Raw genomic sequence first — 22,211 nt, forward strand, 5'->3', positions numbered from 1 at the left:
ATCCGCATGGGCGGATATTTGCATTTTGTGCGGCTTTGCATTATACTATATCTGTATGCGCAGCAAACCGGCACGCCGGGCTTTGCGCACACACCGCCTGCTGTTTTGGGCAGGCAGAAGGGAGAAGCAGAGCTATGGACATTGCTGTAGGCGATACCATCCTCACCCGCAAAAAGCACCCCTGCGGAGCGTCCAGCTTCGAGGTACTGCGCGTCGGCATGGATTTTAAGATCCGGTGTACCGGCTGTGGGCGCGAGGTGATGCTGCCACGTGCTAAAATTGAAAAGAACATCAAAAAGGTGGTAAAACCCGGGCAGGCCTAGCGCCCGGCGCAGCACGCATCCGGGGCGGAAAGGCTCCGGAGCCGTTCGGCTGCACGAACATGAATCTGAGTTTGTAAGGAGAACTGCCGGAATTATGCCGAACATGTTTACCCAGATGGATGCTGTCTGCCACCGCTTTGAAGAGCTTTCCATCCGCCTGAACCAGCCGGATACCGCCGCAGACCCTGCGCTTTTCCGCAGGCTGATGCGGGAGTACCACGATGCAGAACCTGTGGTGCAGGCCTACCGCGCGTGGCAGACCGCACAGGATCATCTGGCACAGGCCAAAGCTCTGCTGGAAGAACCGGGCGCACTTGACCCGGACTTCAAGCAGATGATACAGCAGGAAATCAGCGAAAAAAGTCAAGATGTGGAAAAGCTGGAAAATAATCTCAAAATTTTGCTGCTGCCCAAGGATGTGAACGATGGCAAAAATGTCATTGTGGAGATCCGCGGCGGCGCAGGAGGGGAGGAAGCTGCCCTGTTTGCCCACAGCCTGCTGCGCATGTACACCATGTATGTGCAAAGCAGGGGCTGGCAGCTGGAAATGCTCAACCTCAACGAGACGGAGCTTGGCGGCGTGAAGGAGGCCATCTTTTCGGTGGACGGTGCCGGGGCCTACAACCGCCTCAAGTACGAGAGCGGTGTGCACCGTGTGCAGCGTGTGCCGGAGACCGAGACGCAGGGCCGCATCCACACCTCCACGGCCACGGTAGCTGTGATGCCGCAGGCCGAAGAGGTGGACTTTGCGCTGGACATGAAGGACCTGCGCATCGACACCTTCCGCTCCTCCGGCGCGGGCGGTCAGCACATCAACAAAACCTCCAGCGCCATCCGTGTGACACATCTCCCCACCGGCATGGTGGTAGAATGCCAGAACGAGCGCAGCCAGTTCCAGAACAAGGACAAGGCGCTGGAGATCCTGCGCAGCCGCCTGCTGGCCCAGAAGCAGAAACAGCAGCAGGATGCCATCAACGCCAGCCGTCAGGGGCAGGTGGGCACCGGCGACCGCAGCGAAAAGATCCGCACCTACAACTTCCCGCAGGACCGCTGCACCGACCACCGCATCGGCCTGACCGTGCACAATCTTTCCAAGATCATGGACGGTAATCTGGACGAGGTGATCGACGCACTGGCCACCCGCGAACAGGCCGAAAAGCTGCAAAAGCTCAACGAACAGGGCTGAAATGTGGCTTTGAAAATAAAACGATATCCTGTCGATAAATGCTGAAAAGCATAAATACTTTACAGATAGAAAGAACGATGATCCGTATGGAAATGAAAACTGAAATTTTGCCCGCATCGGACGAAAAGAGCATTGAAAAAGCCGCTGCCCTGCTGCAGAACGGTGAGCTGGTGGCCCTGCCCACCGAGACGGTTTACGGCATTGCTGCCGATGCCCGCAACGGCGAGGCTGTGAAGAAGATCTTTGTGGCCAAGGGCCGCCCGCAGGACAATCCCCTGATCGTCCACGTCACCGGACCGGAAATGCTGCCCGGCCTTGTCAGCGAGGTGCCGGAGCGCGCCCAGCTGCTGATGGCTGCGTTCTGCCCCGGCCCGCTCACCATCATCATGCCCCGCGGCCCGGAGGTGGCAGCGGAGTGCTGTGCCGGTCTGGACACCGTGGGCATCCGGATGCCCAGCCACCCGGTGGCCCGCGCCGTCATTGAAAAGAGCGGCTGCGCCTTTGCTGCCCCCAGCGCCAATCTTTCCGGCAAGCCCAGCCCCACCAACGCGCAGGATGTGTTCACCGATATGGACGGCCGCCTGCCGCTGATTTTGGACGGCGGCGAGTGCGACGTGGGCGTAGAAAGCACTGTGGTGTCGGTGGTGGGCGAAAAGCCCACCCTGTTCCGCCCGGGCCACATCACGCTGGAAGACCTCGAGCGTGCCCTCGGCGAAGAGGTGGAAGTGTCCAAAGCCATCCTCGAAAAGCTGCCGGAGGGTGCTGTGGTGCGCAGCCCTGGCATGAAGTACAAGCACTACGCCCCCAAGGCGGATGTGACCTTGCTGGACGGCACCTTTGAGCAGTTCAAAGCCTATGTGGATGCCCACGCCGAGCAGAATCCCAGCTGCCTGTGCTTTACCGGCGAGGCGGAAAAGCTGGGTGTGCCCTGCGTGGAGTATGGCCGCGAGGGCGACGGTGCCGATCAGGCAAAGCACATCTTCCGCTGCCTGCGCGCGCTGGATGAGCAGGGCGATGCCGTGGTCTACGCCCGCTGCCCGCAGAAGGACGGCCTTTCCATGGCGGTGTACAACCGCCTGATCCGCGCTGCGGCCTTCCGGGTGATCAAGCTATGATCGCGCTTGGCATCACGGGCCGCAGCGGCTGCGGCAAATCCACGGTCACGGCGGTGTTTTCGGCCCACGGTGTGCCGCTGGCCGATGCCGACCAGATCAGCCGTGAGATTTTACTGCCCGGCTCGCCGCTGCTGCCCCGGCTGGCCCAGCGGTTCGGCGCAGACATTTTAAAAGCAGACGGCACATTGGACCGCCGCCTGCTGGCTGACCGCGCCTTTGCCACCCCGGAAGGCAAGGCGGCGCTGGACAGCCTGACCCACCCGGAGATCGTGCGCCGCATCCGTGCGGCAAAGCAGGCAGCACAGGATGCCGGTGCACCGCTGTTCGTGCTGGATGGCGCGGTCATCGTGGGGACTGCGGCACAGGCCGAGTGCGACCGCCTGTGCGTGGTCACGGCACCGTTTGAGACCAGTGTGGCCCGCATCGTGGCCCGGGACGGCATCTCGGCCGAGATGGCCGCCCGCCGCCTGAACGCCCAGACACCGGAAAGCACCCTCACCGCGCAGGCAGACTATGTGCTGCGCAACGATTCCAGCCTTGCACATCTGCAGGCTGCGGCAGAGCAGCTCTGCACAAAGCTTCTGGCAGAAGGAGGTGCGGGAAAAGAGCTTTGAACAAACGATATAACGAACAAGATCCTGCACCGCAGTACGACCCGGAGACGGCCCGCATCCGCCGCGCTCTCCGCGCCCAGAAGGCACGCCGCCGCAAAAAAATGCGCAGCCGCAGGCTGTTCCTGCTGGGCATGGCGCTGATCCTGCTGTTTGTGCTGGTGCCCAACTTGTGGGGCAGGGCAGAACGGCTTTTATACCCCGCAAGTACGAAGTGCTGGTGGACCAGTGGGCGGAGACTTACGGCCTTGACCCGCTTCTGGTGGATGCCTTCATCCGCACCGAAAGCGGCTTTGACCCGCAGGCCACCTCCACTGTGGATGCCCGGGGCCTGATGCAGATGACCGAGGAGACCTTTATCTGGCTGCGCAGCAAGATCGCACCGGACGAAGGACTGCTCTTTGCAAATCTCTACGACCCGGAGACCAGCATCCGGTTCGGATGCTATTACCTGCACCTGTGCATGGAGCGCTACAACGGCGATGTTGCCACTGCCGCTGCCGCTTATCACAGCGGGTGGGGCACGGTAGATGCTCTTTTACAGATGGAAGAGCACTCCGCAGACGGCGAAACGCTGCAGGGCTTTCCCTATAACCAGATGAACCACTACGTAAAAAAGATCACTTCCTGCTATGCGCGGTATCAGCGTATCTATGCAGAAAGCTGAGAGGAGATAAGGAAAATGAGCGAGAAACTTACCGCAAAGCAGGCTGCCGAACAGCTGCTTTACAAGCCGGAGTACGCTGCCGACAAGAGCGCCGACGTGAAGGAGAAGGCTGCAGCCTTTGCCGAAGGCTACAAAGCCTTCCTGAACGCTGCCAAGACCGAGCGCGAAGCTGCCGCCGCCAGCGAAAAGCTGCTGCTGGAGGCCGGTTACGAAAAGTTTGAGCCGAAAAAGACCTATGCCCCCGGCCAGAAGATCTACTTTGTGCAGGAACACAAGGCGGTGGTGGCCGCTACCATCGGCCGGAAATCTTTTGAGGAGGGCTTCCGTCTGGTGATCGCCCACATCGACAGCCCCCGTCTGGACCTGCGCCCGAACCCGCTGTACGAAGCAGACCACCTCAGCTACTTCAAGACCCACTATTACGGCGGCATCCGCAAGTACCAGTGGGGCACCATGCCGCTGGCCATCCACGGCGTGTTCACCCGTGCCGATGGCTCCAGCGTGTCCTTTGCAGTGGGTGAGGACGAGAATGACCCCGTGTTCTGCATCACCGACCTGCTGCCCCATCTGGGTGCCGAGCAGAACGACCGCAAGCTCAGCGAGGGCATCAAGGCCGAGGAGCTGAACGTGCTCATCGGCTCCGACGCTGTGGAGGATGCCGACATCAAGGAGGCCGTCAAGCTCAACACCCTGATGCTGCTGCACGAAAAGTACGGCATCACCGAGCGGGACTTCACCCGCGCTGAGATCGAGGTGGTGCCCGCCCATAAGGCCCGGGACGTGGGCTTTGACCGCTCCATGGTGGGCGGCTACGGCCACGATGACCGGGTGGACGCATACCCCGCCCTTATGGCCGAGATCGAGACGAAAGATCCTGTGCACACCACCGTCTGCGTGCTGACCGATAAGGAAGAGATCGGCTCCGACGGTGTGACCGGCATGCAGAGCATGTATGTGTTCCACTTTATGCAGCTGCTGTGCCGCGCCGCCGGTCAGGACGACATCCTTGCCTTCCAGAACAGCGTGTGTCTCTCCGCCGATGTGACCGCCGCCTACGACCCCTCCTGGGCAAACGCCTTCGAGCCGCAGAACGGTACTTACGCAGGCCGCGGCGTGGCCTTCTTCAAGTACACCGGCAGCCGCGGCAAGAGCTCTGCCAGCGATGCTTCCGCCGAGCTGGTAGGGGACATCACCCGCCTGCTGGATGCCAATGGTGTGGCATGGCAGATCGGTGAGCTGGGCCGTCTGGATCTGGGCGGCGGCGGCACCATTGCCAAGTACGTGGCCAACCGGGGCATCCCGGTGCTGGACATCGGCGTGCCGGTGCTGTCCATGCACTCGCCCTTCGAGGTCATCCATAAGACCGACCTGTACATGGCTTACCGCACCTTTGCACTGTTCTGCCAGAACGCGGAATAAAGATTTAGCCCCGGATCGCCCGCAGCCGCGCGCATTCCGGGGCTTTTTTTGAAAAAACTTGACCTTCAAGTGTCTTTAAGGTGTAATGTGAGTGCGGAGGTGAAGCAAATGAACATCAAACAGGCTTCGAAACAGAGCGGGGTGTCTGCCCCCAATATCCGCTTCTATGAAAAAGAAGGACTTCTGAATCCCGCCCGGCTGCCTGGCAACGACTACCGTGATTACACGGAACAGGACATCCGCACTCTCCGGTTCATCCGGATGCTGCGGATGCTGGATGTGCCGCTTCCGGTCATCCGATCCGTGCTTGCAGGCGATGCATCGCTGGGGAGTGTCCTGCGGGAGCAAAAGACCGCACTGGAACAGCGCGCAAAGCAGCTGGAAGGGGCGGCGCGTTTTTGTGCAGAACTGGCCCGGCAGGACCCGTCTGTGGCATCACTGGATGTGGACGCCTGCCTGTCCCGGATGGAGGACCCTGCGCAGCCGCAGAACTTTTTCTGCGGCTGGGTGCAGGATTACCGCACGCTGGCGCAGGTGCAGCATCAGAGGCATTTTTCCTTTATTCCGGAGGGCAGCATCAACACCCCGCAGGAGTTCACAGCGGCCCTGCAGACCTACGCAAAGGCCAACGGGATGCAGCTCAGCCTGACAAAAGAAGGAATGTACCCGGAATTTTCGCTGGATGGGATCCTATACAAAGCCTACCGCAACCCGGGCAAGTACCGCGATGAGATCTGCTGTGATGCTGCATCTCCGGAACAGCTGAACACCGGGCTTCCGTCCCGGCGGGAAAAGCTGCTGCGCATCGCGCGTATCGTGCTGCCGCCGGTGTTCACCTTTGCCGCCATTCTGGCGGCAGGCTGGGTGGCGACCGGCGGAGCGGACTGGCTCTGGCTGGCAGCACTGGCAGCGGCAGGGGTCCTGCTTGGCCGCGGCTTTGAACACCGGCTGTAACTGGGCCAGTCTGCTCAGCTTAGCGGCAGAGCTTCGGCCACCGTCAGAAAGGTGTAGCCGTTGTCTGCATACCACCGGATGATGTCCGGCAGTGCTTCGGCGGTGGTGTGTGTGGAGGAAGAATCGTGCATCAATACGATGCAGTTCGTCTGCTGCCCGGTCTCGTGCACCACATTGCGGTAGATGGTGCCCGCGCTTGGGTGCCCGCCTACGGCGTCCTCGGCGCACACGTTCCAGTCCACCCACTGCCAGCCTTTTTGCTCTACTTCGGCTTTCAGCTGCTTCATCAGGCTTTTGCCGCCGTAGCGCCGACTGACGGTGTTGGTGCTGCCGCCCGGAAACCGTAGATACCGGATGCTCTCGGCATCCACATAGGGCGCAATGCGCTCCTTTAAAAGGGCAATGTCCTCCCAATAAGCGTCGCTGCTGCGGTAGATATCGCTGTACTCGTGGGAAGCAGAGTGCAGCGCGATCTGGTGCCCGGCGCTGACCGCTTCGGTGAGCAGGGGCAGATACTTCTCGTTGTAACCGGTAGCCACCACAAAAAATGTGGCGTGCACTCCGGCTGCGTTCAGCGCGCTGAGCACATCCGGTGTGGTCTTGCTGGGGCCGTCGTCAAAGGTCAGGCAGACCCACTTTTCCGGCAGCGGCTGGGCAGCAGGCTCCTGTTGCTCCTGTGCCAGAGCCGAAATGGCGGGGGAGAGCATCGAAGTGTCCGGTGCCGGGGTAAGATCCTGCGCCTGACATCCGGTGACGACCGGCGGCGCAGCAGATACAAACCCCATAATGAGGGCGAACAGCATCACGGCAGCAACTCTGGCCCGCCTGCGCCGTGCGAGATATTCTGCAAGCTTCAAGAGCAAAACCTCCTTTGTCTGTTTGGTTTGCTCTTATCAGAATATGAACGACGGCGGATTCTATGAAAAAATCAGCCCACTCTCTGGCGTTTGTCCAGCCGCATCTTGTCAGCGATCATCGCAATGAACTCGCTGTTGGTGGGTTTTCCCGCAGGTTATGGATGGTATAACCGAAGTAGCTGTTGAGGGTGTCCACATCACCCCGGTCCCATGCCACCTCGATGGCGTGGCGGATGGCGCGCTCCACCCGGCTGGCGGTGGTGCCGTTTTTCTTGGCGATTTCCGGGTACAGACGCTTGGTCACGGCGTTGATATACTCCGGCTCGTTCATGGTGAGCAGGATGGCATCCCGCAGGAACTGGTAGCCCTTGATGTGGGCAGGGACGCCGATCTGATGCAGGATCTCGGTAACGGTCAGCTCATCGCTGTCCACACTGGTGTGCAGGATGTGCTTTTCCGGGCCAAGTGCCGCCTTGAGCACCCGTGCGGCAAGCACGGTCTCATCAAAGGGCTTTACAAAGTAGTAGGCAAAGCCTTCGTCCAGCAGCTCCTGTACCATCTCTTCGCTCTGGAAGGCACCGGTCACGAAGAAGGAGGTGTGCCGCTCACCGGCGGCATTGTAGCGCTGCTTTACCGCAAGGGCATCCAGACCGGGCATAAAAGCATCCAGCAGGACCACCTGCGGGCGCACGGTGAGCATTTTCTGCAGGACCTTGTTGCCGTCCTTTTCCACAACGGTCACGTCCACGCCCTTCTGCTCCAGCGCTTCGCGGCAGGCGGCAGTGAACGGGGCACCAGTATCCGACATCAAAAATCTAACTTTGTCCATGGTTGTTTCCTCCAATGTGTGCAGTTCCCTTAACACCATGGATTTTACCATAATTTTCCAGAACTTTCAACGGTTTATATTGGTAAATTTTGGCAAAGAAAATCGAAATGCGCAAATTTTTTTGCAGATCAGCTTTATGGCTGCGCAGCATCGTCTGTCTTTTCAACAGCGCGGGCCTGCTTGAGCATGGTCTGAGCAAAAATGCCGTAGCCCCGCGTGGGGTCGTTTACCAGCACATGGGTCACTGCACCCACCAGTCTGCCGTTCTGCAGGATGGGACTGCCGCTCATGCCCTGCACGATGCCGCCGGTTTTGGCAAGCAGCTGCCGGTCGGTCACGCGCAGGATCATGTTGCGGTGGGGGTCTGCGTCGTTTACCTTTTCAATGCGGATGCGGTATGCCTTGGGCACCTCGCCGTCCACAGTCGTCCAGATCTCGGCATCGCCCGGCACCACCTCCTGCGCAAAAGCCATCTCCAGCTCCGGGCCGGAAAATGCAGCCCGTGTTCTGCCATAGACCCCGGTCTTGCCGTTGATGCAGATGCTGCCAAGCGCATGGGTGCTCAGAAAGCGGCCCTTCAGCTCACCGGGGCTGCCCACGGTGCCGCTGGTACACCCCACGATCTGGCAGGGGACGATCTCGCCGCTGCGCAGGGCCACGCTCTCACCGGTGTCGCTGTCGCTGATGGGGTGGCCAAGCCCGGCAAACACCCCGGCGACATTGTCCACAAAGGTCATGGTGCCTACCCCGGCGGAAGAATCCCGCACCCACATCCCGGCGCGCCACTGTCCGGCGGTGCTGTCCCACACGGGGGTCAGCCGGGTCTGGAATTGCTCACCATTGCGGATATAGACCACCTGCACCGGTGCGCCTGCGGCCGTTTCCAGAGCATCGTGCACGGCATCGTTCGTCTCGGTCAGGGTGTCATCCATGCGCACCACCCGGTCGCCCAGCCGCAGCCCGGCCTTCTTGGCGGGGTTTGCGGTGCCGTCCGGGGTGTTCAGGTCGGAAAAGCCCACAATGAGCGCACCCTCGGAGAACATCTTAACGCCGAAAGGCGTACCGCACACGGTTACCACCGGACGTGTTTCCACCAGAGCGCGCACAGTCTTGACGGGCAGCCACCCGCCAATGGACAAAGTGGCCTGATAGCTGCCCGCAGCCTGCGTGCTGGCCGCGTTGCGGGAGCCAGCGGTGCGCAGCGGCTGCACATAGGCAAAACGGGGCAGGGTAAGGGTCTGGCCGGGTTCCAGCAAAATTTCAGCAGGCAGACTGTGCCACAGCCAGCCCAGCACCGCCAGCGCGGCCACCAGAAGATAAGTTACCGCAATGCTGCCAGCGCGGCGTAGTTTTGATCTGCGCATCGGCAAAAAGCCCCTTTCCGCCATGGAAAATGATACGATCGTCCGGCGATAGTATGCGCTGTGAAGGGCGGAAATATCAATGCAGTGATTGACTTTTGCCGCCGGAACTGATACTATATTAAGGCGGTTTGGCCGCAGCTGCAGAATAGAAGAATACGCGGGTATGGTGGAATTGGCAGACGCGCAGGATTTAGGTTCCTGTGCCGCAAGGCGTGTGGGTTCGACCCCCACTACCCGCATAAGAGAAAAAACGCGATGAGTTCTCAGAATTCATCGCGCTTTCTTTTATATAATATATAGTGTTGTTCGAGGTCTGCTCCCTCGCACAAAAAGAAACCGGTACAAAATGGGTACACCCCTGATAGACATTCCTACGGGTTGGGACCCGCAGGCTAAGCAAACGCACTGTGGCTTTGCTTGCGGCATAAATGCCGCCGCCTTGTTCGAGATCCCCTCCCTCGCACAAAAAGAAAAACCAGCACACAATGTGTACTGGTTTTTGGTGCGAGGAAGGGGACTCGAACCCCCAAGGATAAACCACACGCACCTCAAACGTGCGCGTCTGCCAGTTCCGCCACCCTCGCATACCGTATTGTTTTCGCAGCCCTGAAATCTCTGAGGTGAAAGACCGTGATGCGGACTGCTTGAATATATTACCACGTTCCCGGCAGATAGTCAAGCGCTTTTTCTCTTTTTAAATGAAATTTTCGGGCCGTCATTTCTTAAGAATATGTTGGTTGAAATGCATGGATGGGTGTGATACTATATAACTAACTATCTCTGCTCAGTTGTTTTGGCAGCAGGGAAGAAGATGATAAGGATACGGCGGAAATGCATTTCTGCGCAGGGTGCAGACCGACCGGTTTTTTGAAAGGAATTTGAGTGGACGCAGGAATGAACGAGAAAAAAGAAAATGTTATTGTAAACGGTTTTTTCTGGCGCTTTGCAGAGCGGTGCGGTGTGCAGCTGATCTCAGCGGTGGTGTCCATCCTTCTGGCGCGCATCCTTACACCCGATGATTACGGCAAGGTGGCACTGGTGACGGTGTTCAACAATATCATGTATGTCCTGCTGGACTGCGGCATTGGCACCGCGCTGGTGCAGAAGAAGGAAGTGGACGAGCTGGATTACTCGTCGGCGTTCTTTTTCAGCATTGTGATCAGCTTTGTGCTGTATGGGGGAATGTTCGTGGCGGCACCGTATCTGGCTGCTTTCTACAATGACCCCAGCATGACCCCGATCTTTCGCGGCATCAGCCTGACAGTGGCGGTCTGCGGCATCAAAACGATCCAGCAGGCGCATGTGACCCGGAACATGAAGTTCCAGTATTTTTTCTATTCCGCCTTTGCGGGCGCGATCGTATCCACGGTCCTGGGCCTGGGCCTTGCCTACATGGGTTTTGGAGTCTGGGCGCTGGTGGTGCAGCAGGTATCCAATATCACGGTGGACACGCTGGTGCTGTGGAAGCTGTCCTCCTGGCGGCCTAAGATGGAGTTTTCGTGGCAGCACCTGAAAGGGCTGCTCTCTTATGGCTGGAAGCTGCTGGCCTCGTCGCTGAGCAGCGTCATCTACAACAACCTGCGCAGCCTGATCATCGGCAAGATGTACACCTCGGCGGATCTGGCGTATTACAATCAGGGCGATAACCTGACTTATAATATCGCGTCAAGCGTGGATACTTCCATTGAGAGCGTTTTGTTCCCGGTCATGTCCTCACTGCAGGATGACCGTGCGCAGGTCAAGAACATGACCCGCCGCTCCATCAAGACCTGTACCTATATTATTGCGCCGGTGATGATGAGCACTGCGTTCTGTGCCGAACCGCTGGTGCGCCTGATCCTCACCGAGAAGTGGCTGCCCTGTGTGCTGTTCCTCAGGGTGTTCTGTCTGGGGTATGTGTGCTGGCCGATCATCACGGCAAACCTGAATGCAGCCAAGGCGGTGGGCCGCAGCGATCTTTACCTGAAATGTCAGCTTTTGAACGAAGGGGTGTGCATCCTTCTTCTGCTGGCAACATTCCGTGTCAGCGTCGAGGCCATTGCATATGGTATGCTGATCACGAATGTTGTGACCCAGATCCTGGATGCACAGCTCAACAAAAAGCTGATCGGCTATGGCTATCTGGAACAGATGCGCGATATCCTGCCGACCCTGCTGCTGGCAGCGGGCGCGGGCCTGTGCATGTATCTGGTCATTTTCCTGCACCTGCCGGATCTGCTGACGGTGATCATTCAGGTGGTGGTTGGTCTGGGCATTTATCTGACAGGCTCTGCCATTCTGGAATTGGACACCTTTGAATATTTCAAGGATGTGCTGGCTCCGTCCATCCGGCAGAAGCTGAAACGCTGAAACCGGCATTTGGAATCGTGTAAAAATCCGTCGGGCGGGTGATGTCCGACGGATTTTTGTTCTTTTTGTCTAAAGTATACAAGAAGAAACATTAAAAACCGGCAAAGCGACCATTGAAAAAACGCAACTGATATACTAGAATATAAGTACAAGAGCGCGGCACACGGCTGCGCGGAAAATGCAAAGCAGAAAATATAAAACAGGAGGATTTTCCTATGCCTATGAAAATGGGTTGGCGCTGGTATGGCGAGGGCAACGATCCCATCAGCCTGAGCGACATCAAGCAGATCCCCGGCGTGACCAGCATCGTCTGGGCGCTGCACGACAAGATGCCCGGCGAGATCTGGGAGATCGACGAGATCCAGAAGGTAGCCGATCAGATCCACGCCTACGGCTTTGACATGGACGTGGTCGAGTCGGTCAACGTCCACGATGACATCAAGATCGGCCTGCCCACCCGCGACAAGTACATCGAGAACTACAAGCAGTGCATCCGCAATCTGTCCAAGTTCGGTGTCAAGGTCATCTGCTACAACTTCATGCCGGTGTTCGACTGGACCCGTACCGATCTGTTCCACCCCGTGGGCGACGGCTCCACTGCACTGTTCTATGAGAAGGACAAGATCAAGGGCGATTACAAGGCTATGGCTGAGTACATCATGTCCTTCACTGAGAAGTATAACATGACCTTCCCCGGCTGGGAGCCGGAGCGCATGGCAAAGCTGGACGAGCTGTTCAAGGCTTACGCCCCTGTCACCAAGGAAAAGCTGTGGGAAAACCTGAAGTACTTCCTGGAAGCACTGATGCCCACCTGCCATGAGTGCGGCATCAAAATGGCTATCCATCAGGATGATCCCCCTTGGGATATCTTCGGCCTGCCCCGTCTGCTGGTGGATGCTGAGAGCATCGACCGCTTCCTGAGCATGGTGGATGATCCGTACAACTGCCTGACCCTGTGCACCGGCAGCCTGAACGCAAACCCCAACAACAACTGTGCCGAGATCGTGCGCAAGCACTGCGACCGCATTGCCTTTGGTCACATCCGCAACATCCACCACTTCCCCAACGGCGACTTCTCCGAGGCTGCTCACCGCGACTGCTGCGGCGAGACCGGCATCATCGAGGTGCTGCGTGCTTACCATGACTGCGGCTTTGAGGGCTACATCCGTCCCGACCACGGCCGTCAGCTGTGGGAGGAAGGCCCCGGCAACTGCCGCCCTGGTTACGGCAAGTATGACCGTGCTCTGGGCGTTCAGTACATGCTGGGTGTCTGGGATCTGCTGGATCGTCTGGATGAAGAGAAAAAGAAGGGCTGATAAATATGAAGCTGTCTGAGATCAAAAACGGCAATCTGTCCGCCGAGTGGGCAGAGAAGGGCTATGAGCTGCCCAAATTCGATATCGAGGCTGTCAAGGCCAAGACCCACGCCGAACCCACCTGGGTGCACTTCGGCGCAGGCAATATCTTCCGTGCATTCCCGGCTGCCATCCTGAACGATGCGCTGAACACCGGCAAGTATGACCGCGGTGTCATCGTGGCCGAGAGCTTTGACTACGAGATCATCGACAAGGCTTATCGTCCCTACGACAATATGAGCCTGCTGGTCTGCCTGAAGTCCACCGGCGAGATCGAGAAGAAGGTGGTGGCTTCCGTTACCGAGAGCCTGAAGGCTGACTACTCCTTCGGCGAGGACTGGGCACGTCTGGTGGAGATCTTCCAGAACCCCAGCCTGCAGATGATCTCCTTCACCATCACCGAGAAGGGCTACGGCGTTGCTCCTGCTGATCTGGAACGCGGCCTGACCCCCGTGCTGGCCATGGGCAAGGTCACTGCTCTGCTGTACGAACGCTTCAAGGCCGGCAAGCTGCCCCTGACCGTCCAGAGCATGGATAACTGCTCCCACAACGGCGATAAGGTCAAGAACGCTGTCCACGCCTATGCTGCCAAGTGGGTGGAGCAGGGTCTGGTGCCCGCCGAGTTCCTGGCCTATGTGCAGGACGAGACCAAGATCACCTTCCCGTGGAGCATGATCGACAAGATCACCCCGCGCCCGGATGCCAAGGTCCAGCAGATGCTGGCCGACGACGGCTTTGAGGACAACTACACCATCGTCACCGAGAAGCACACCTTCACCGCTCCCTTCGTCAACGCCGAGGAGACCCAGTACCTGTGCATCGAGGATCACTACACCAATGGCCGTCCTCCGCTGGAGCTGGGCGGTGTGCTGTACTGCGACCGCGAGACCGTGGACAAGATCGAGAAGATGAAGGTGTGCACCTGCCTGAACCCGCTGCACACTGCCATGTCCATCTATGGCTGCATGCTGGGTTACACCCTCATCTCCGCCGAGATGGCCGATGAAGACCTGCGTGCCTTCATCCAGAAGATCGGTTACATCGAGGCAATGCCTGTGGTCGTTGATCCCGGCGTGCTGAACCCCTACGAGTTCATCGGCGCTGTCATCAACCGCCGTCTGCCCAACCCCTTCATGCCGGATGCTCCCCAGCGTATCGCAACCGATACCTCCCAGAAGCTGGCCATCCGCTTTGGTGAGACCATCAAGGCCTACGAGGCACGCGGTCTGGACAAGAGCAACCTGATCCTGATCCCGCTGGTGCTGGCAGGCTACGCCCGCTACCTGAAGGGCATCGATGACAACGGTCAGGCCTTTGAGCCTTCCACCGATCCGCTGCTGACTGAGCTGCAGGCCATCGTTGCTCCGCTGGAGGTCAAGGAAGGCGAGCAGGACTTCAGCTGCCTGAAGAAGCTGTACAGCCGTGTTGACGTGTTCGGCGTGGATCTGTATGCCGTTGGTCTGGGCGAGAAGATCGAGGCAATGGCCAAGGAGCTGTTTGCAGGCCCCGGCGCTGTGCGCAAGACCCTGCACAAGTATACGCTTGCCCGCTGATCGGCTGACGCAATAACATAAGCTATCTTCGCACCCGCGCTGCGCTTTGCTTTGCCGCAGCGTGGGTCTTTATAAAAGAAAAGAACTGCTGAACGAAATGTCAGCAGTTCTTTTTTGCGTGTGCATATTTTTGGGTTTAGCCTTTTCTGCAGTCGTGCAGCTTTTCTTTGGGCAGGATGCCGGCCAAAAACTTCCACACCGCTTCCATGCGGTCGTTCAGTAAGTAAGCTTTCTCTTTCTCTACGTAGAGGTACACCGCATTGTCCGTGCGGTAGGCGCAGTAAAAGCTGTCCCATGCGTGGCGGCTGGTGGGTTCGGGCTTGTCCTGCTGGCCGTACATCCACACAGCAATGCCGGTGTCGGCCAGCTCCACACGGTAGAAGGCACGCGGCAGGTGCATCTGTTTGATCTGCCGGGAAACGCTGCGGAAGAACGAGTAAAAGTAGCTCACCGGCAGGCCGATGCCCACAATGGCAAGCACAGCAGCCAGCAGCCCGGCACCCGAGCGCTTGCCCAGCTGCGAAAGGCAGACGGCGGCAAAAGCCAGCATGATGGCGGCAAAAACAGCGGGACGCAGCCATGCTTTGCGGTGATGGAATGCATCGAACACGGCAAAATCGCGGAAGCCCTGCTCACCCATGGTGGTGGAAACGGAGATGGTCTGGGACATAAAGTCGCCTCCTTTGTATTTATAGGCATCGTACCACAATTGCGCGGTTTAGGCAAGAGAAAAACATGCAAACCTTGCCAATCCGGCCCAAAGCGTGGTACAATAAATCGTTACCAAACGAAAGGAGGCGGCAGGCTTTGCAGCACCGCAAGCGGCAGATCACCCTCAAGCAGCGCATGGGCTTGTGTCTGGCAGCATTTTTTGCGGCCTTTGCCATGCAGCTTACGCTCAATGGCTACCAGTCCAGAGCAGTGCAGGCAGTACAGGACGCGCAGATGGGCTGCTTCAACGCCATCAGCCGCTTTCAGGGCGGTGTGGAAAGCTCTATTTCCGTGCTGGAGAACTACCGCTGGGAGAACAGCGAGCCGGAGGAGATCATTGACCGGCTGCAGTCGGCATCTTCCACCTGCAACGCATGGCTCTGGCGCATCGGTACCAGCCTGAACAGTCTGGAAAGCGTCAGCGATGAGCAGTGGGTGCTCTACAGCGCAGTGGATACGGTCTATCAGACCTACACCGGCCTGCTGGATGAGCTGGAAAACGACCTGCTCAGCGGCAACGATGCCGCAGCTTCCCAGCTGTATTATGCAAAGGTGGTGCCCTGCGGCGATTACCTGAGCCAGTACACCCTGCAATTGCTGGAAACCGCCATTCAGGATTCCCAGACCACCTACACCACCATCTCGGCCCTGAACGAGCGCATCACCATGCTGCAGACGGTGGTGGTGGCGCTGTGCGTGGCGCTGGGCTGCGTTACCGGTTTGCTGGTCATGCGTCTGCTCACGCCGGTGCAGCAGATGATTGCAGCCTCCCGCGCCATTGGCAAAAGTGAGTTCGACACCCCGGACATCCCGCTGCCCAAGCAGACGGAGATCGCTCAGCTGGCCGAGTCCTTCAACATCATGAAGCACTCCATGGCCCAGCAGGTGACCACCCTGCAGGAGAAAAACGAAATCGAGCGGGAGCTGCACCGCCAGAAGACCGAAGCACTGGAGCTGCAGAACCGCATGGAGCGCAGCCGGCTGCAGCAGCTGCGCAGCCAGATCGACCCGCACTTTCTGTTCAACACCCTGAATGTGATCCAGCAGACCGCCGGTACCGAGACGGCCTACCGTACGCAGGCGCTCATCATGGCGCTTTCGCACCTGCTGCGCTATAGCCTGATGAGCAACGATGAACAGGTGCCGCTCTCCCGTGAGGTGCGCATCGTGGATGAATATTACTCCATCTACCATGTCCGCTTTGGTGAGCGGGTGCGTATGGAGTGGCGCATTTCCGATTCGCTGGATCTTACCGAGACCATGGTGCCGTCCTTTATTTTACAGCCCATCGTGGAAAATGCCTTCAAGCACGGCATCTGCCCCAAAGAGGAGGGCGGTGTGGTGCGCATCCGCGTGAACCCTCTGCGGGAGAAGGGACTGCTGTGCATCCGCGTGGTGGATAACGGCGTGGGCATCCAGCCGGATCAATTACGACAGCTGCGCGGGGCGCTCAGCCAGCCCGGTGAGCGCTGGGAGCATATCGGCATTTATAATGTTGCGGCCCGCCTGCGTCTGCTGGATCGGAACAGCCGCTTTGTGATACGGTCCCATCCGGGACGCGGTACGGCGGTGGTGCTGTATCTGCCATTGGTGGAGAATGAGGAGGAGTTTGAGGAATGATTCGTCTGTTGATCGCGGATGATGAAGCACTGGAACGGGAAACGCTGGCGGACATCGTGGCCCGCCGCTTTGAGCACGAAGTGACCATCGAGACTGCCGAGAACGGCCGCAAGGCAGCGGATACGGCGGTGCTGTGGGGCGCAGACCTGATCCTGATGGACATTGAGATGCCCGGTATGAACGGTCTGGATGCAGCCCGCGCCGTGCTGGAACAGCGCCCGGAGTGCAAGGTGATCTTTGTTACGGCCTACAGTCTGTTCCAGTACGCCCACGAGGCCATGCATCTGGGTGCCTGCGATTATCTGCTCAAGCCGGTGAACCCGGACGAAGTGGAAGCTTCCATCCGCAAGGCCATCCGTCAGATCGAGGCGGGCCGCCGCCTTGCAGAGCTGGCTCCGGTGGAACCGGAGCCGGAAGCTGACCCGGAGAGCGATGCCGCCGAAGCAGGGGAGAACGACCGCAATGCACTGGTCATGGCCCATGTGCGCAAGTATATGGAGGATAACTATATGTTCGACCTCTCGCTGGACAGTGTGAGCGAGATCCTGCATATCAGCCCGGCGTATCTCTCGGCACAGTTCAAGAAGTACCAGAAGATGAACTTTCTGGACTGCCTGACCGAGCTGCGTATCAACGCTGCCAAGGAGCTGCTCACCGACCCGTTCCGTTCGGCAGCAGAGGTAGCTTCCATGGTGGGCTACGAGGATTCCAGCTATTTTGCCCGCACCTTTAAAAAACGCACCGGCATGACCCCCACCCAGTACCGCAGGGAAGCGGCCAAGGCTGCACGGGAGGCCCGTCTGTGACCCGCCGCCAGATGCTCACCGCCCTGTTCGGCGCGGCGGTGCTGGCACTGCCGGTGGCGGGCTGCGGCCATCAGCCGGTGCAGGACGAGCCGGGGGCGGAACTGATCCTGCGCTATGCGGAGAACCAGCCGAAGGATTATCCTACTACGCAGGCGGCGCTGGCCTTTGCGGATCTTGTGGCCCAGCGCACCGATGGCCGCGTGAAAGTGCTGGTGTACAGCGGGGGAGAACTTGGCGCGGAACAGAGCGTGATCCAGCAGATGCAGTTTGGCGGCATTGACTTCTCCCGCGTGTCCCTCAGCCAGCTGGCAGAGTATGAGCCGGCGCTGAGCGTATTGCAGCTGCCGTACCTTTACACCGACGCTGACCAGATGTGGCGCGTGCTGGATGGGTCCATCGGTGACGAATTTCTCTCCATGCTGGAGTCGCTGGAGCTGACGGGACTGTCATGGTTTGATGCCGGTGTGCGCAGCATCTACACCCGGCAGAAGGTGACAGGCCTTGCGGATCTGCAGGGCCTGACCATCCGCGTGCAGGAATCGGACATGATGAGCGAAATGATCACCGACCTCGGCGCAAAGCCGGTAAAGGTAGTGTACAGCAAGGTGTATGCCGCTCTGCACAACGGCGAGATCGATGGTGCGGAGAACAGCTGGCCCAGCTACGAGGCCATGGGTCACTACGAGGTGGCACCGTATTTCCTGAAGGACGAGCACACCCGCGTGCCGGAAGTGCAGCTGGCAAGCCCCATGGTGATGGAAAAGCTGGCCGCACTGGACGAGCGCTACCCGGAGATCATCCGCCTGTGTGCCCGGGAGAGCGCCAAGGTGGAGCGCAGGATCTGGGCGCAGCAGGAGGCGGAATCGGAAAGTGATCTGCGTGCAGCAGGCATTGAGGTGACAGAGCTGGACGAAGAAGAAAAGGCGAGGTTCCGTGCTGCTGTGCAGCCGATGTATGATCGGTTTGCCCAGCAGGGCGAATTGATCGCCCGCATCCGGCAGGCATAAGCCCCACAGCAAAGCCCGGAAAAGATGGGCAAAGAAATCAGGAAAACAGAATAAAGAACCGGCAAAGCGCTGTGTGCTCTGAACCCCAAAGGGAAGGGCATCCAGCGCTTTGCTTCTATCTGGAATACAGAAATGTATCCATCTGTTAGGCGAAGGTGCACAAACAAAAAGCAAAGCACTTGGCATTTTTCACAAAAGAAATTCTGACATTTTTTCAAAAAACAGGACATTTTTTGAAAGCCCTTGTTTCGTTTAAAAAATTTGCTAAAGTGTGTACAGTAAATGAACGGCATGCGGGTCCTGTGCAGACCGTGCTGTTCGGGAGATTTAAGGAGGACGATTTATTATGAAAAAGATCACTCGTCGCAGCTTTCTGGCAGCAGCCGGTGTTTCCGCCGCTGCTCTGGCTCTGACCGCATGTGGTGGCTCCAGCAATTCTGCTGCTGCTTCCACCTCTACCGCAGCTTCTTCCACCGCAGCTTCTGCTGCTGGTGATGCTACTGCTGCTGCAAACGATCCCAAGGTGACTCTGGTCTACGCCGAGGTCAACCCGCTGGATACCATCGTTGGTCAGACCGCTACCCACTTCAAGGAGAAGGTCGAGGAGCTGACCGGCGGTTCCGTCGTCATCGACGTGCAGGCTTCCGGCGTTCTGGGTTCTGAGAACGACGTTCTGGATGCAATTCTGGGCGGTTCTACCTCCATCGATATGAGCCGTATCTCCGCTTTCGCACTGACCAGCTACGGCTGCAACAAGTCCAAGCTGCTGTCTATCCCCTTCACCTTCGAGAACCGCGCACACTTCTGGAACTTCGCCAACAGCGATCTGGCACCTGAGTTCCTGAACGAGCCTCAGGAGCTGGGCCTGCCCGTTCGTGGTGTCTTCTACGGCGAAGAGGGCTTCCGTCACTTCTTCACGGTCAACCCGGTTTCCGGCATCGATGATTTCAAGGGCCTGAAGCTGCGCGTGTCCAACGACCCCGTCATGAACGGCCTGGTCGAGGGTCTGGGCGCTAACCCCACCGTCGTTTCCTTCGGTGAGCTGTACAGCGCACTGCAGACCGGCGTTGTGGATGGTGCTGAGCAGCCCATCGCAAACTACAAGTCCAATGCATTCCCCGAGGTTGCCAACAACCTGATCCTGGACGGCCACACTCTGGGCGCTGTTCAGGCTGTTATCACTGATAACGCATGGGGCAAGCTGACCGAGAACCAGCAGGCTGCCATCATGGAGGCCGGTGCTGATACGCAGGCCTTCAATGCAGACCTGTCCGAGACCGCTGAGAACAAGGTTCTGGATGAGCTGAAGAGCTCCGGCTGCAATGTCGTGGATGTTCCCGATAAGGCACCTTGGCAGGAAGCTTGCCAGAAGGTCATCAGCGAGAACACCTCCGATCAGGCTGAGCTGTATCAGCAGCTGCTGGACATGAAGGCATAATTGAAAAAGCCTTTCCTGTTCTGAGATAGTATATAGCCCGGCGGGGGACTACGGGATACGCCCGCAGACCTGCCGGGCTTTTTATATGGAGGAATTCATATGCCGAAAATCTTTACCACTTTGGATAAGATCAAGCCGGTGTACGACATCACCTACAAAGTGGTCCTGTTTATCTGCAAGCTGCTGCTGATCGCAGATATCCTCATCACTACCATGTCGGTCATCGGTCGTTACGTCTCGTTCATCCCGGACCCGGCATGGTCGGAAGAGGTTGTGCTGACCTGTATGAGCTACATGGCCGTGCTGAGTGCTGCTCTGGCCATCCGCCGCGGTGCCCATATCCGCATGACTGCGTTTGACGTGTATCTGCCCAAAATCGCCGTCAAGGTGCTGGATATTCTGGCCGATCTTGCCGTGTGCATTCTGGGTGTCATCATGATGGTGGTCGGCTGGAACTATGCCACCACTCTGGGCGGCCGCGGCTTCTACGTGTCCATGCCCTGGCTGAGCCGCTTCTGGATGTACTTCCCGGTGCCGCTGGCCGGTGTTGCCATGATCATCTTCGAGATCGAGGCACTGTACAACCACATCAAGAGCATTTTTGTAAAGGAGGAAGTGTAATATGACAGTTCAGACACTGGCAATCATTGTCCTTCTTGTCAGCTTCTTTGTAATGATCTTCCTGCGTTTCCCCATTGCATACGCCGTTGGTCTTTCCAGCGTGCTGTGCATGATGGTGCAGGGTCAGGCACTGACCGATGTCTGCCGTCTGATGGTCAAGGGCATCTCTTCCTTCAGCCTGATGGCCGTGCCGTTCTTCATCACCATGGGCGTACTCATGGGCTCCGGCGGCATTTCTGAAAAGCTGATCGCTCTGGCTGATGCCTGCGTGGGCTGGATGCGCGGCGGCATGGCAATGGTCAACATCGTTGCTTCCTACTTCTTCGGCGGTATTTCCGGTTCTGCATCTGCAGATACCGCTTCCATCGGCTCCATCATGATCCCCATGATGGTCGATCAGGGCTACGATGCCGACTTCTCCACTGCTGTTACCATCACCTCCTCCTGCGAGGGTCTGCTGGTTCCTCCGAGCCACAACATGGTCATTTATGCCACCACTGCCGGCGGCATCTCGGTCGGCAGCCTGTTCCTGGCAGGTTATCTGCCCGGTGCTCTGCTGGCCATCGTCCTGATGATCGGTTCCTACATCATCTCGGTCAAGGAGAATTACCCCAAGGGCTCTCCGTTCAGCATCAAGGGCTTCGTTAAGCAGCTGGGCACTTCCATCTGGGCACTGGCCGCTGTTATTATCGTTGTGTTCGGCGTTGTTGGCGGTGTGTTCACCGCTACCGAGTCTGCAGCTATTGCAGTTATCTACTCTCTGTTCGTGTCGGTGTTCGTCTACAAGGGTCTGGACTGGAAGGGTGTCTGGCATGCACTGGATGAGTGCGTGAACACTCTGTCCATCGTGCTGATCCTGATCGCCACCTCTGCAGTCTTCGGCAACTGCCTGACCATGCTGCATGTGCCGGATCTGGCTGCAAATGCCATTACCAGCGTCACCGATAACCCCTACATCATCGCTCTGCTGATCGATTTGATCATCTTGGTTCTGGGCTGCATCATGGATATGGCTCCCATCATCCTGATCGCTACTCCCATCCTGCTGCCCATCGCAACCTCCATCGGTATCGATCCCATCCAGTTCGGTATCATTGTGGTTCTGAACTGCGGCATCGGCCTGCTGACTCCTCCTGTCGGCGCTGTGCTGTTCATCGGCTCTGCCGTTGCAAAGCGCCCGATGGAAAAGGTCGTCAAGGCGACCCTGCCGTTCTACCTGTGCATGTTCGTTGCACTGCTGCTGCTGACCTTCATCCCCGACATCAGCCTGGCGATCCCCAAGCTGCTGGGCGGCTACGTCAGCCCCATCACCAACCCGCTGGGTCCTGTGTTCATCCACTGATGGCCTGACGGCGTAAGGTAAAACCGTTAAAGTCCTCTGCATGAAAGTGCAGGGGACTTTTTTGTATGCTAAAAACTTTATTTT

Annotated in this window: 19 protein-coding genes, 2 tRNA genes and 1 pseudogene; 17 read left to right on the forward strand and 5 right to left on the reverse strand. The window is 58.2% G+C overall.

The window, feature by feature from the left end:
* Window positions 1-134: 134 nt before the first annotated feature.
* The 7 genes from PXT33_RS07520 to PXT33_RS07550 all read left to right on the forward strand — a co-directional run bounded on the left by PXT33_RS07520 (window position 135) and on the right by PXT33_RS07550 (window position 6,275).
* The gene (locus tag PXT33_RS07520) at window positions 135-323 is read left to right on the forward strand and encodes a DUF951 domain-containing protein (protein ID WP_005941184.1); all 189 of its coding nucleotides are present in this window, start codon (window positions 135-137) and stop codon (window positions 321-323) included.
* Between the two features lie 94 nt (window positions 324-417).
* Window positions 418-1,509, forward strand: coding sequence for a peptide chain release factor 1 (gene prfA, locus PXT33_RS07525; RefSeq protein WP_097777901.1), 1,092 nt, complete (start codon window positions 418-420; stop codon window positions 1,507-1,509).
* A gap of 86 nt (window positions 1,510-1,595) precedes the next feature.
* On the forward strand, window positions 1,596-2,624 hold the full coding sequence (locus PXT33_RS07530; RefSeq protein WP_044953601.1) for an L-threonylcarbamoyladenylate synthase: 1,029 nt from the start codon (window positions 1,596-1,598) through the stop codon (window positions 2,622-2,624).
* A complete protein-coding gene (coaE, locus tag PXT33_RS07535; RefSeq protein WP_097777900.1) occupies window positions 2,621-3,238 on the forward strand; it encodes a dephospho-CoA kinase in 618 nt (205 codons plus the stop codon). The genes PXT33_RS07530 and coaE overlap by 4 nt, the downstream gene beginning before the upstream one ends.
* Before the next feature lie 169 nt (window positions 3,239-3,407).
* Window positions 3,408-3,902, forward strand: a complete 495-nt coding sequence (locus PXT33_RS07540; RefSeq protein WP_347070267.1) for a lytic transglycosylase domain-containing protein — start codon at window positions 3,408-3,410, stop codon at window positions 3,900-3,902.
* 15 nt (window positions 3,903-3,917) lie between these two features.
* The gene (locus PXT33_RS07545) at window positions 3,918-5,321 is read left to right on the forward strand and encodes an aminopeptidase (protein WP_097774905.1); all 1,404 of its coding nucleotides are present in this window, start codon (window positions 3,918-3,920) and stop codon (window positions 5,319-5,321) included.
* A 108-nt stretch (window positions 5,322-5,429) separates the two neighbouring features.
* Window positions 5,430-6,275: a MerR family transcriptional regulator gene (locus PXT33_RS07550; RefSeq protein ID WP_332376244.1), complete on the forward strand. Its 846-nt coding sequence runs from the start codon at window positions 5,430-5,432 to the stop codon at window positions 6,273-6,275.
* Window positions 6,276-6,289: 14 nt separating this feature from the next.
* Here PXT33_RS07550 and PXT33_RS07555 read toward each other — a convergent pair whose 3' ends face one another.
* The 3 genes and pseudogenes from PXT33_RS07555 to spoIVB form a co-directional block, all read right to left on the reverse strand.
* Window positions 6,290-7,132, reverse strand: coding sequence for a polysaccharide deacetylase family protein (locus PXT33_RS07555; RefSeq protein ID WP_332376245.1), 843 nt, complete (start codon window positions 7,130-7,132; stop codon window positions 6,290-6,292).
* Between the two features lie 71 nt (window positions 7,133-7,203).
* Window positions 7,204-7,961: pseudogene (spo0A, locus tag PXT33_RS07560) on the reverse strand (sporulation transcription factor Spo0A).
* A gap of 134 nt (window positions 7,962-8,095) precedes the next feature.
* Window positions 8,096-9,325, reverse strand: a complete 1,230-nt coding sequence (gene spoIVB, locus PXT33_RS07565) for a SpoIVB peptidase (RefSeq protein WP_332376248.1) — start codon at window positions 9,323-9,325, stop codon at window positions 8,096-8,098.
* 157 nt (window positions 9,326-9,482) lie between these two features.
* Between spoIVB and PXT33_RS07570 the strand changes: the two genes are divergently transcribed.
* Window positions 9,483-9,564: transfer RNA gene (locus PXT33_RS07570), tRNA-Leu, on the forward strand.
* 261 nt (window positions 9,565-9,825) lie between these two features.
* On the opposite strand, the gene PXT33_RS07575 is transcribed toward PXT33_RS07570, so the two are convergent.
* Window positions 9,826-9,909: transfer RNA gene (locus PXT33_RS07575), tRNA-Leu, on the reverse strand.
* A 310-nt stretch (window positions 9,910-10,219) separates the two neighbouring features.
* On the opposite strand from PXT33_RS07575, the gene PXT33_RS07580 reads away from it, so the two are divergent.
* From PXT33_RS07580 to PXT33_RS07590, 3 genes are all read left to right on the forward strand, one after another.
* Window positions 10,220-11,674 carry a lipopolysaccharide biosynthesis protein gene (locus PXT33_RS07580; protein ID WP_154255438.1) on the forward strand — a complete coding sequence of 485 codons (1,455 nt, stop codon included), beginning with the start codon at window positions 10,220-10,222 and terminating at the stop codon, window positions 11,672-11,674.
* 215 nt (window positions 11,675-11,889) lie between these two features.
* Window positions 11,890-12,990, forward strand: a complete 1,101-nt coding sequence (uxuA, locus tag PXT33_RS07585; protein WP_154258830.1) for a mannonate dehydratase — start codon at window positions 11,890-11,892, stop codon at window positions 12,988-12,990.
* A 5-nt stretch (window positions 12,991-12,995) separates the two neighbouring features.
* Window positions 12,996-14,582 (forward strand): mannitol dehydrogenase family protein, encoded by a 1,587-nt coding sequence (locus tag PXT33_RS07590; RefSeq protein WP_332376250.1) that lies wholly within the window; start codon window positions 12,996-12,998, stop codon window positions 14,580-14,582.
* Window positions 14,583-14,718: 136 nt separating this feature from the next.
* On the opposite strand, the gene PXT33_RS07595 is transcribed toward PXT33_RS07590, so the two are convergent.
* Entirely contained in the window at window positions 14,719-15,252 is a 534-nt protein-coding gene (locus PXT33_RS07595) for a YcxB family protein (protein WP_332376252.1), read from the reverse strand.
* 137 nt (window positions 15,253-15,389) lie between these two features.
* Here PXT33_RS07595 and PXT33_RS07600 point away from each other — a divergent pair, with 137 nt between their 5' ends.
* From PXT33_RS07600 to PXT33_RS07625, 6 genes are all read left to right on the forward strand, one after another.
* On the forward strand, window positions 15,390-16,913 hold the full coding sequence (locus PXT33_RS07600; protein WP_332376254.1) for a histidine kinase: 1,524 nt from the start codon (window positions 15,390-15,392) through the stop codon (window positions 16,911-16,913).
* Window positions 16,910-17,719, forward strand: coding sequence for a response regulator (locus PXT33_RS07605; protein ID WP_005937194.1), 810 nt, complete (start codon window positions 16,910-16,912; stop codon window positions 17,717-17,719). Before PXT33_RS07600 ends, PXT33_RS07605 begins: the two co-directional genes overlap by 4 nt.
* The gene (locus PXT33_RS07610) at window positions 17,716-18,726 is read left to right on the forward strand and encodes a TRAP transporter substrate-binding protein (protein WP_332376256.1); all 1,011 of its coding nucleotides are present in this window, start codon (window positions 17,716-17,718) and stop codon (window positions 18,724-18,726) included. The genes PXT33_RS07605 and PXT33_RS07610 overlap by 4 nt, the downstream gene beginning before the upstream one ends.
* A 346-nt stretch (window positions 18,727-19,072) precedes the next feature.
* Window positions 19,073-20,164 (forward strand): TRAP transporter substrate-binding protein, encoded by a 1,092-nt coding sequence (locus tag PXT33_RS07615; RefSeq protein WP_005937202.1) that lies wholly within the window; start codon window positions 19,073-19,075, stop codon window positions 20,162-20,164.
* Between the two features lie 99 nt (window positions 20,165-20,263).
* Window positions 20,264-20,785 (forward strand): TRAP transporter small permease, encoded by a 522-nt coding sequence (locus PXT33_RS07620; protein WP_005937205.1) that lies wholly within the window; start codon window positions 20,264-20,266, stop codon window positions 20,783-20,785.
* A 1-nt stretch (window position 20,786) separates the two neighbouring features.
* The gene (locus tag PXT33_RS07625; RefSeq protein ID WP_005937207.1) at window positions 20,787-22,127 is read left to right on the forward strand and encodes a TRAP transporter large permease; all 1,341 of its coding nucleotides are present in this window, start codon (window positions 20,787-20,789) and stop codon (window positions 22,125-22,127) included.
* Window positions 22,128-22,211: the final 84 nt, after the last annotated feature.

The organism is Faecalibacterium taiwanense, from assembly GCF_036632915.2.
GTDB classification, from domain to species: domain Bacteria; phylum Bacillota; class Clostridia; order Oscillospirales; family Ruminococcaceae; genus Faecalibacterium; species Faecalibacterium taiwanense.

Coding starts and splice junctions, on each gene's coding strand:
- PXT33_RS07520 (WP_005941184.1), top strand. CDS start 135: ATGGACATTGCTGTAGGCGATACCATCCTCACCCGCAAAAAGCACCCC.
- prfA (WP_097777901.1), top strand. CDS start 418: ATGCCGAACATGTTTACCCAGATGGATGCTGTCTGCCACCGCTTTGAA.
- PXT33_RS07530 (WP_044953601.1), top strand. CDS start 1,596: ATGGAAATGAAAACTGAAATTTTGCCCGCATCGGACGAAAAGAGCATT.
- coaE (WP_097777900.1), top strand. CDS start 2,621: ATGATCGCGCTTGGCATCACGGGCCGCAGCGGCTGCGGCAAATCCACG.
- PXT33_RS07545 (WP_097774905.1), top strand. CDS start 3,918: ATGAGCGAGAAACTTACCGCAAAGCAGGCTGCCGAACAGCTGCTTTAC.
- PXT33_RS07550 (WP_332376244.1), top strand. CDS start 5,430: ATGAACATCAAACAGGCTTCGAAACAGAGCGGGGTGTCTGCCCCCAAT.
- spoIVB (WP_332376248.1), bottom strand. CDS start 9,325: ATGCGCAGATCAAAACTACGCCGCGCTGGCAGCATTGCGGTAACTTAT.
- PXT33_RS07580 (WP_154255438.1), top strand. CDS start 10,220: ATGAACGAGAAAAAAGAAAATGTTATTGTAAACGGTTTTTTCTGGCGC.
- uxuA (WP_154258830.1), top strand. CDS start 11,890: ATGCCTATGAAAATGGGTTGGCGCTGGTATGGCGAGGGCAACGATCCC.
- PXT33_RS07590 (WP_332376250.1), top strand. CDS start 12,996: ATGAAGCTGTCTGAGATCAAAAACGGCAATCTGTCCGCCGAGTGGGCA.
- PXT33_RS07595 (WP_332376252.1), bottom strand. CDS start 15,252: ATGTCCCAGACCATCTCCGTTTCCACCACCATGGGTGAGCAGGGCTTC.
- PXT33_RS07605 (WP_005937194.1), top strand. CDS start 16,910: ATGATTCGTCTGTTGATCGCGGATGATGAAGCACTGGAACGGGAAACG.
- PXT33_RS07615 (WP_005937202.1), top strand. CDS start 19,073: ATGAAAAAGATCACTCGTCGCAGCTTTCTGGCAGCAGCCGGTGTTTCC.
- PXT33_RS07620 (WP_005937205.1), top strand. CDS start 20,264: ATGCCGAAAATCTTTACCACTTTGGATAAGATCAAGCCGGTGTACGAC.
- PXT33_RS07625 (WP_005937207.1), top strand. CDS start 20,787: ATGACAGTTCAGACACTGGCAATCATTGTCCTTCTTGTCAGCTTCTTT.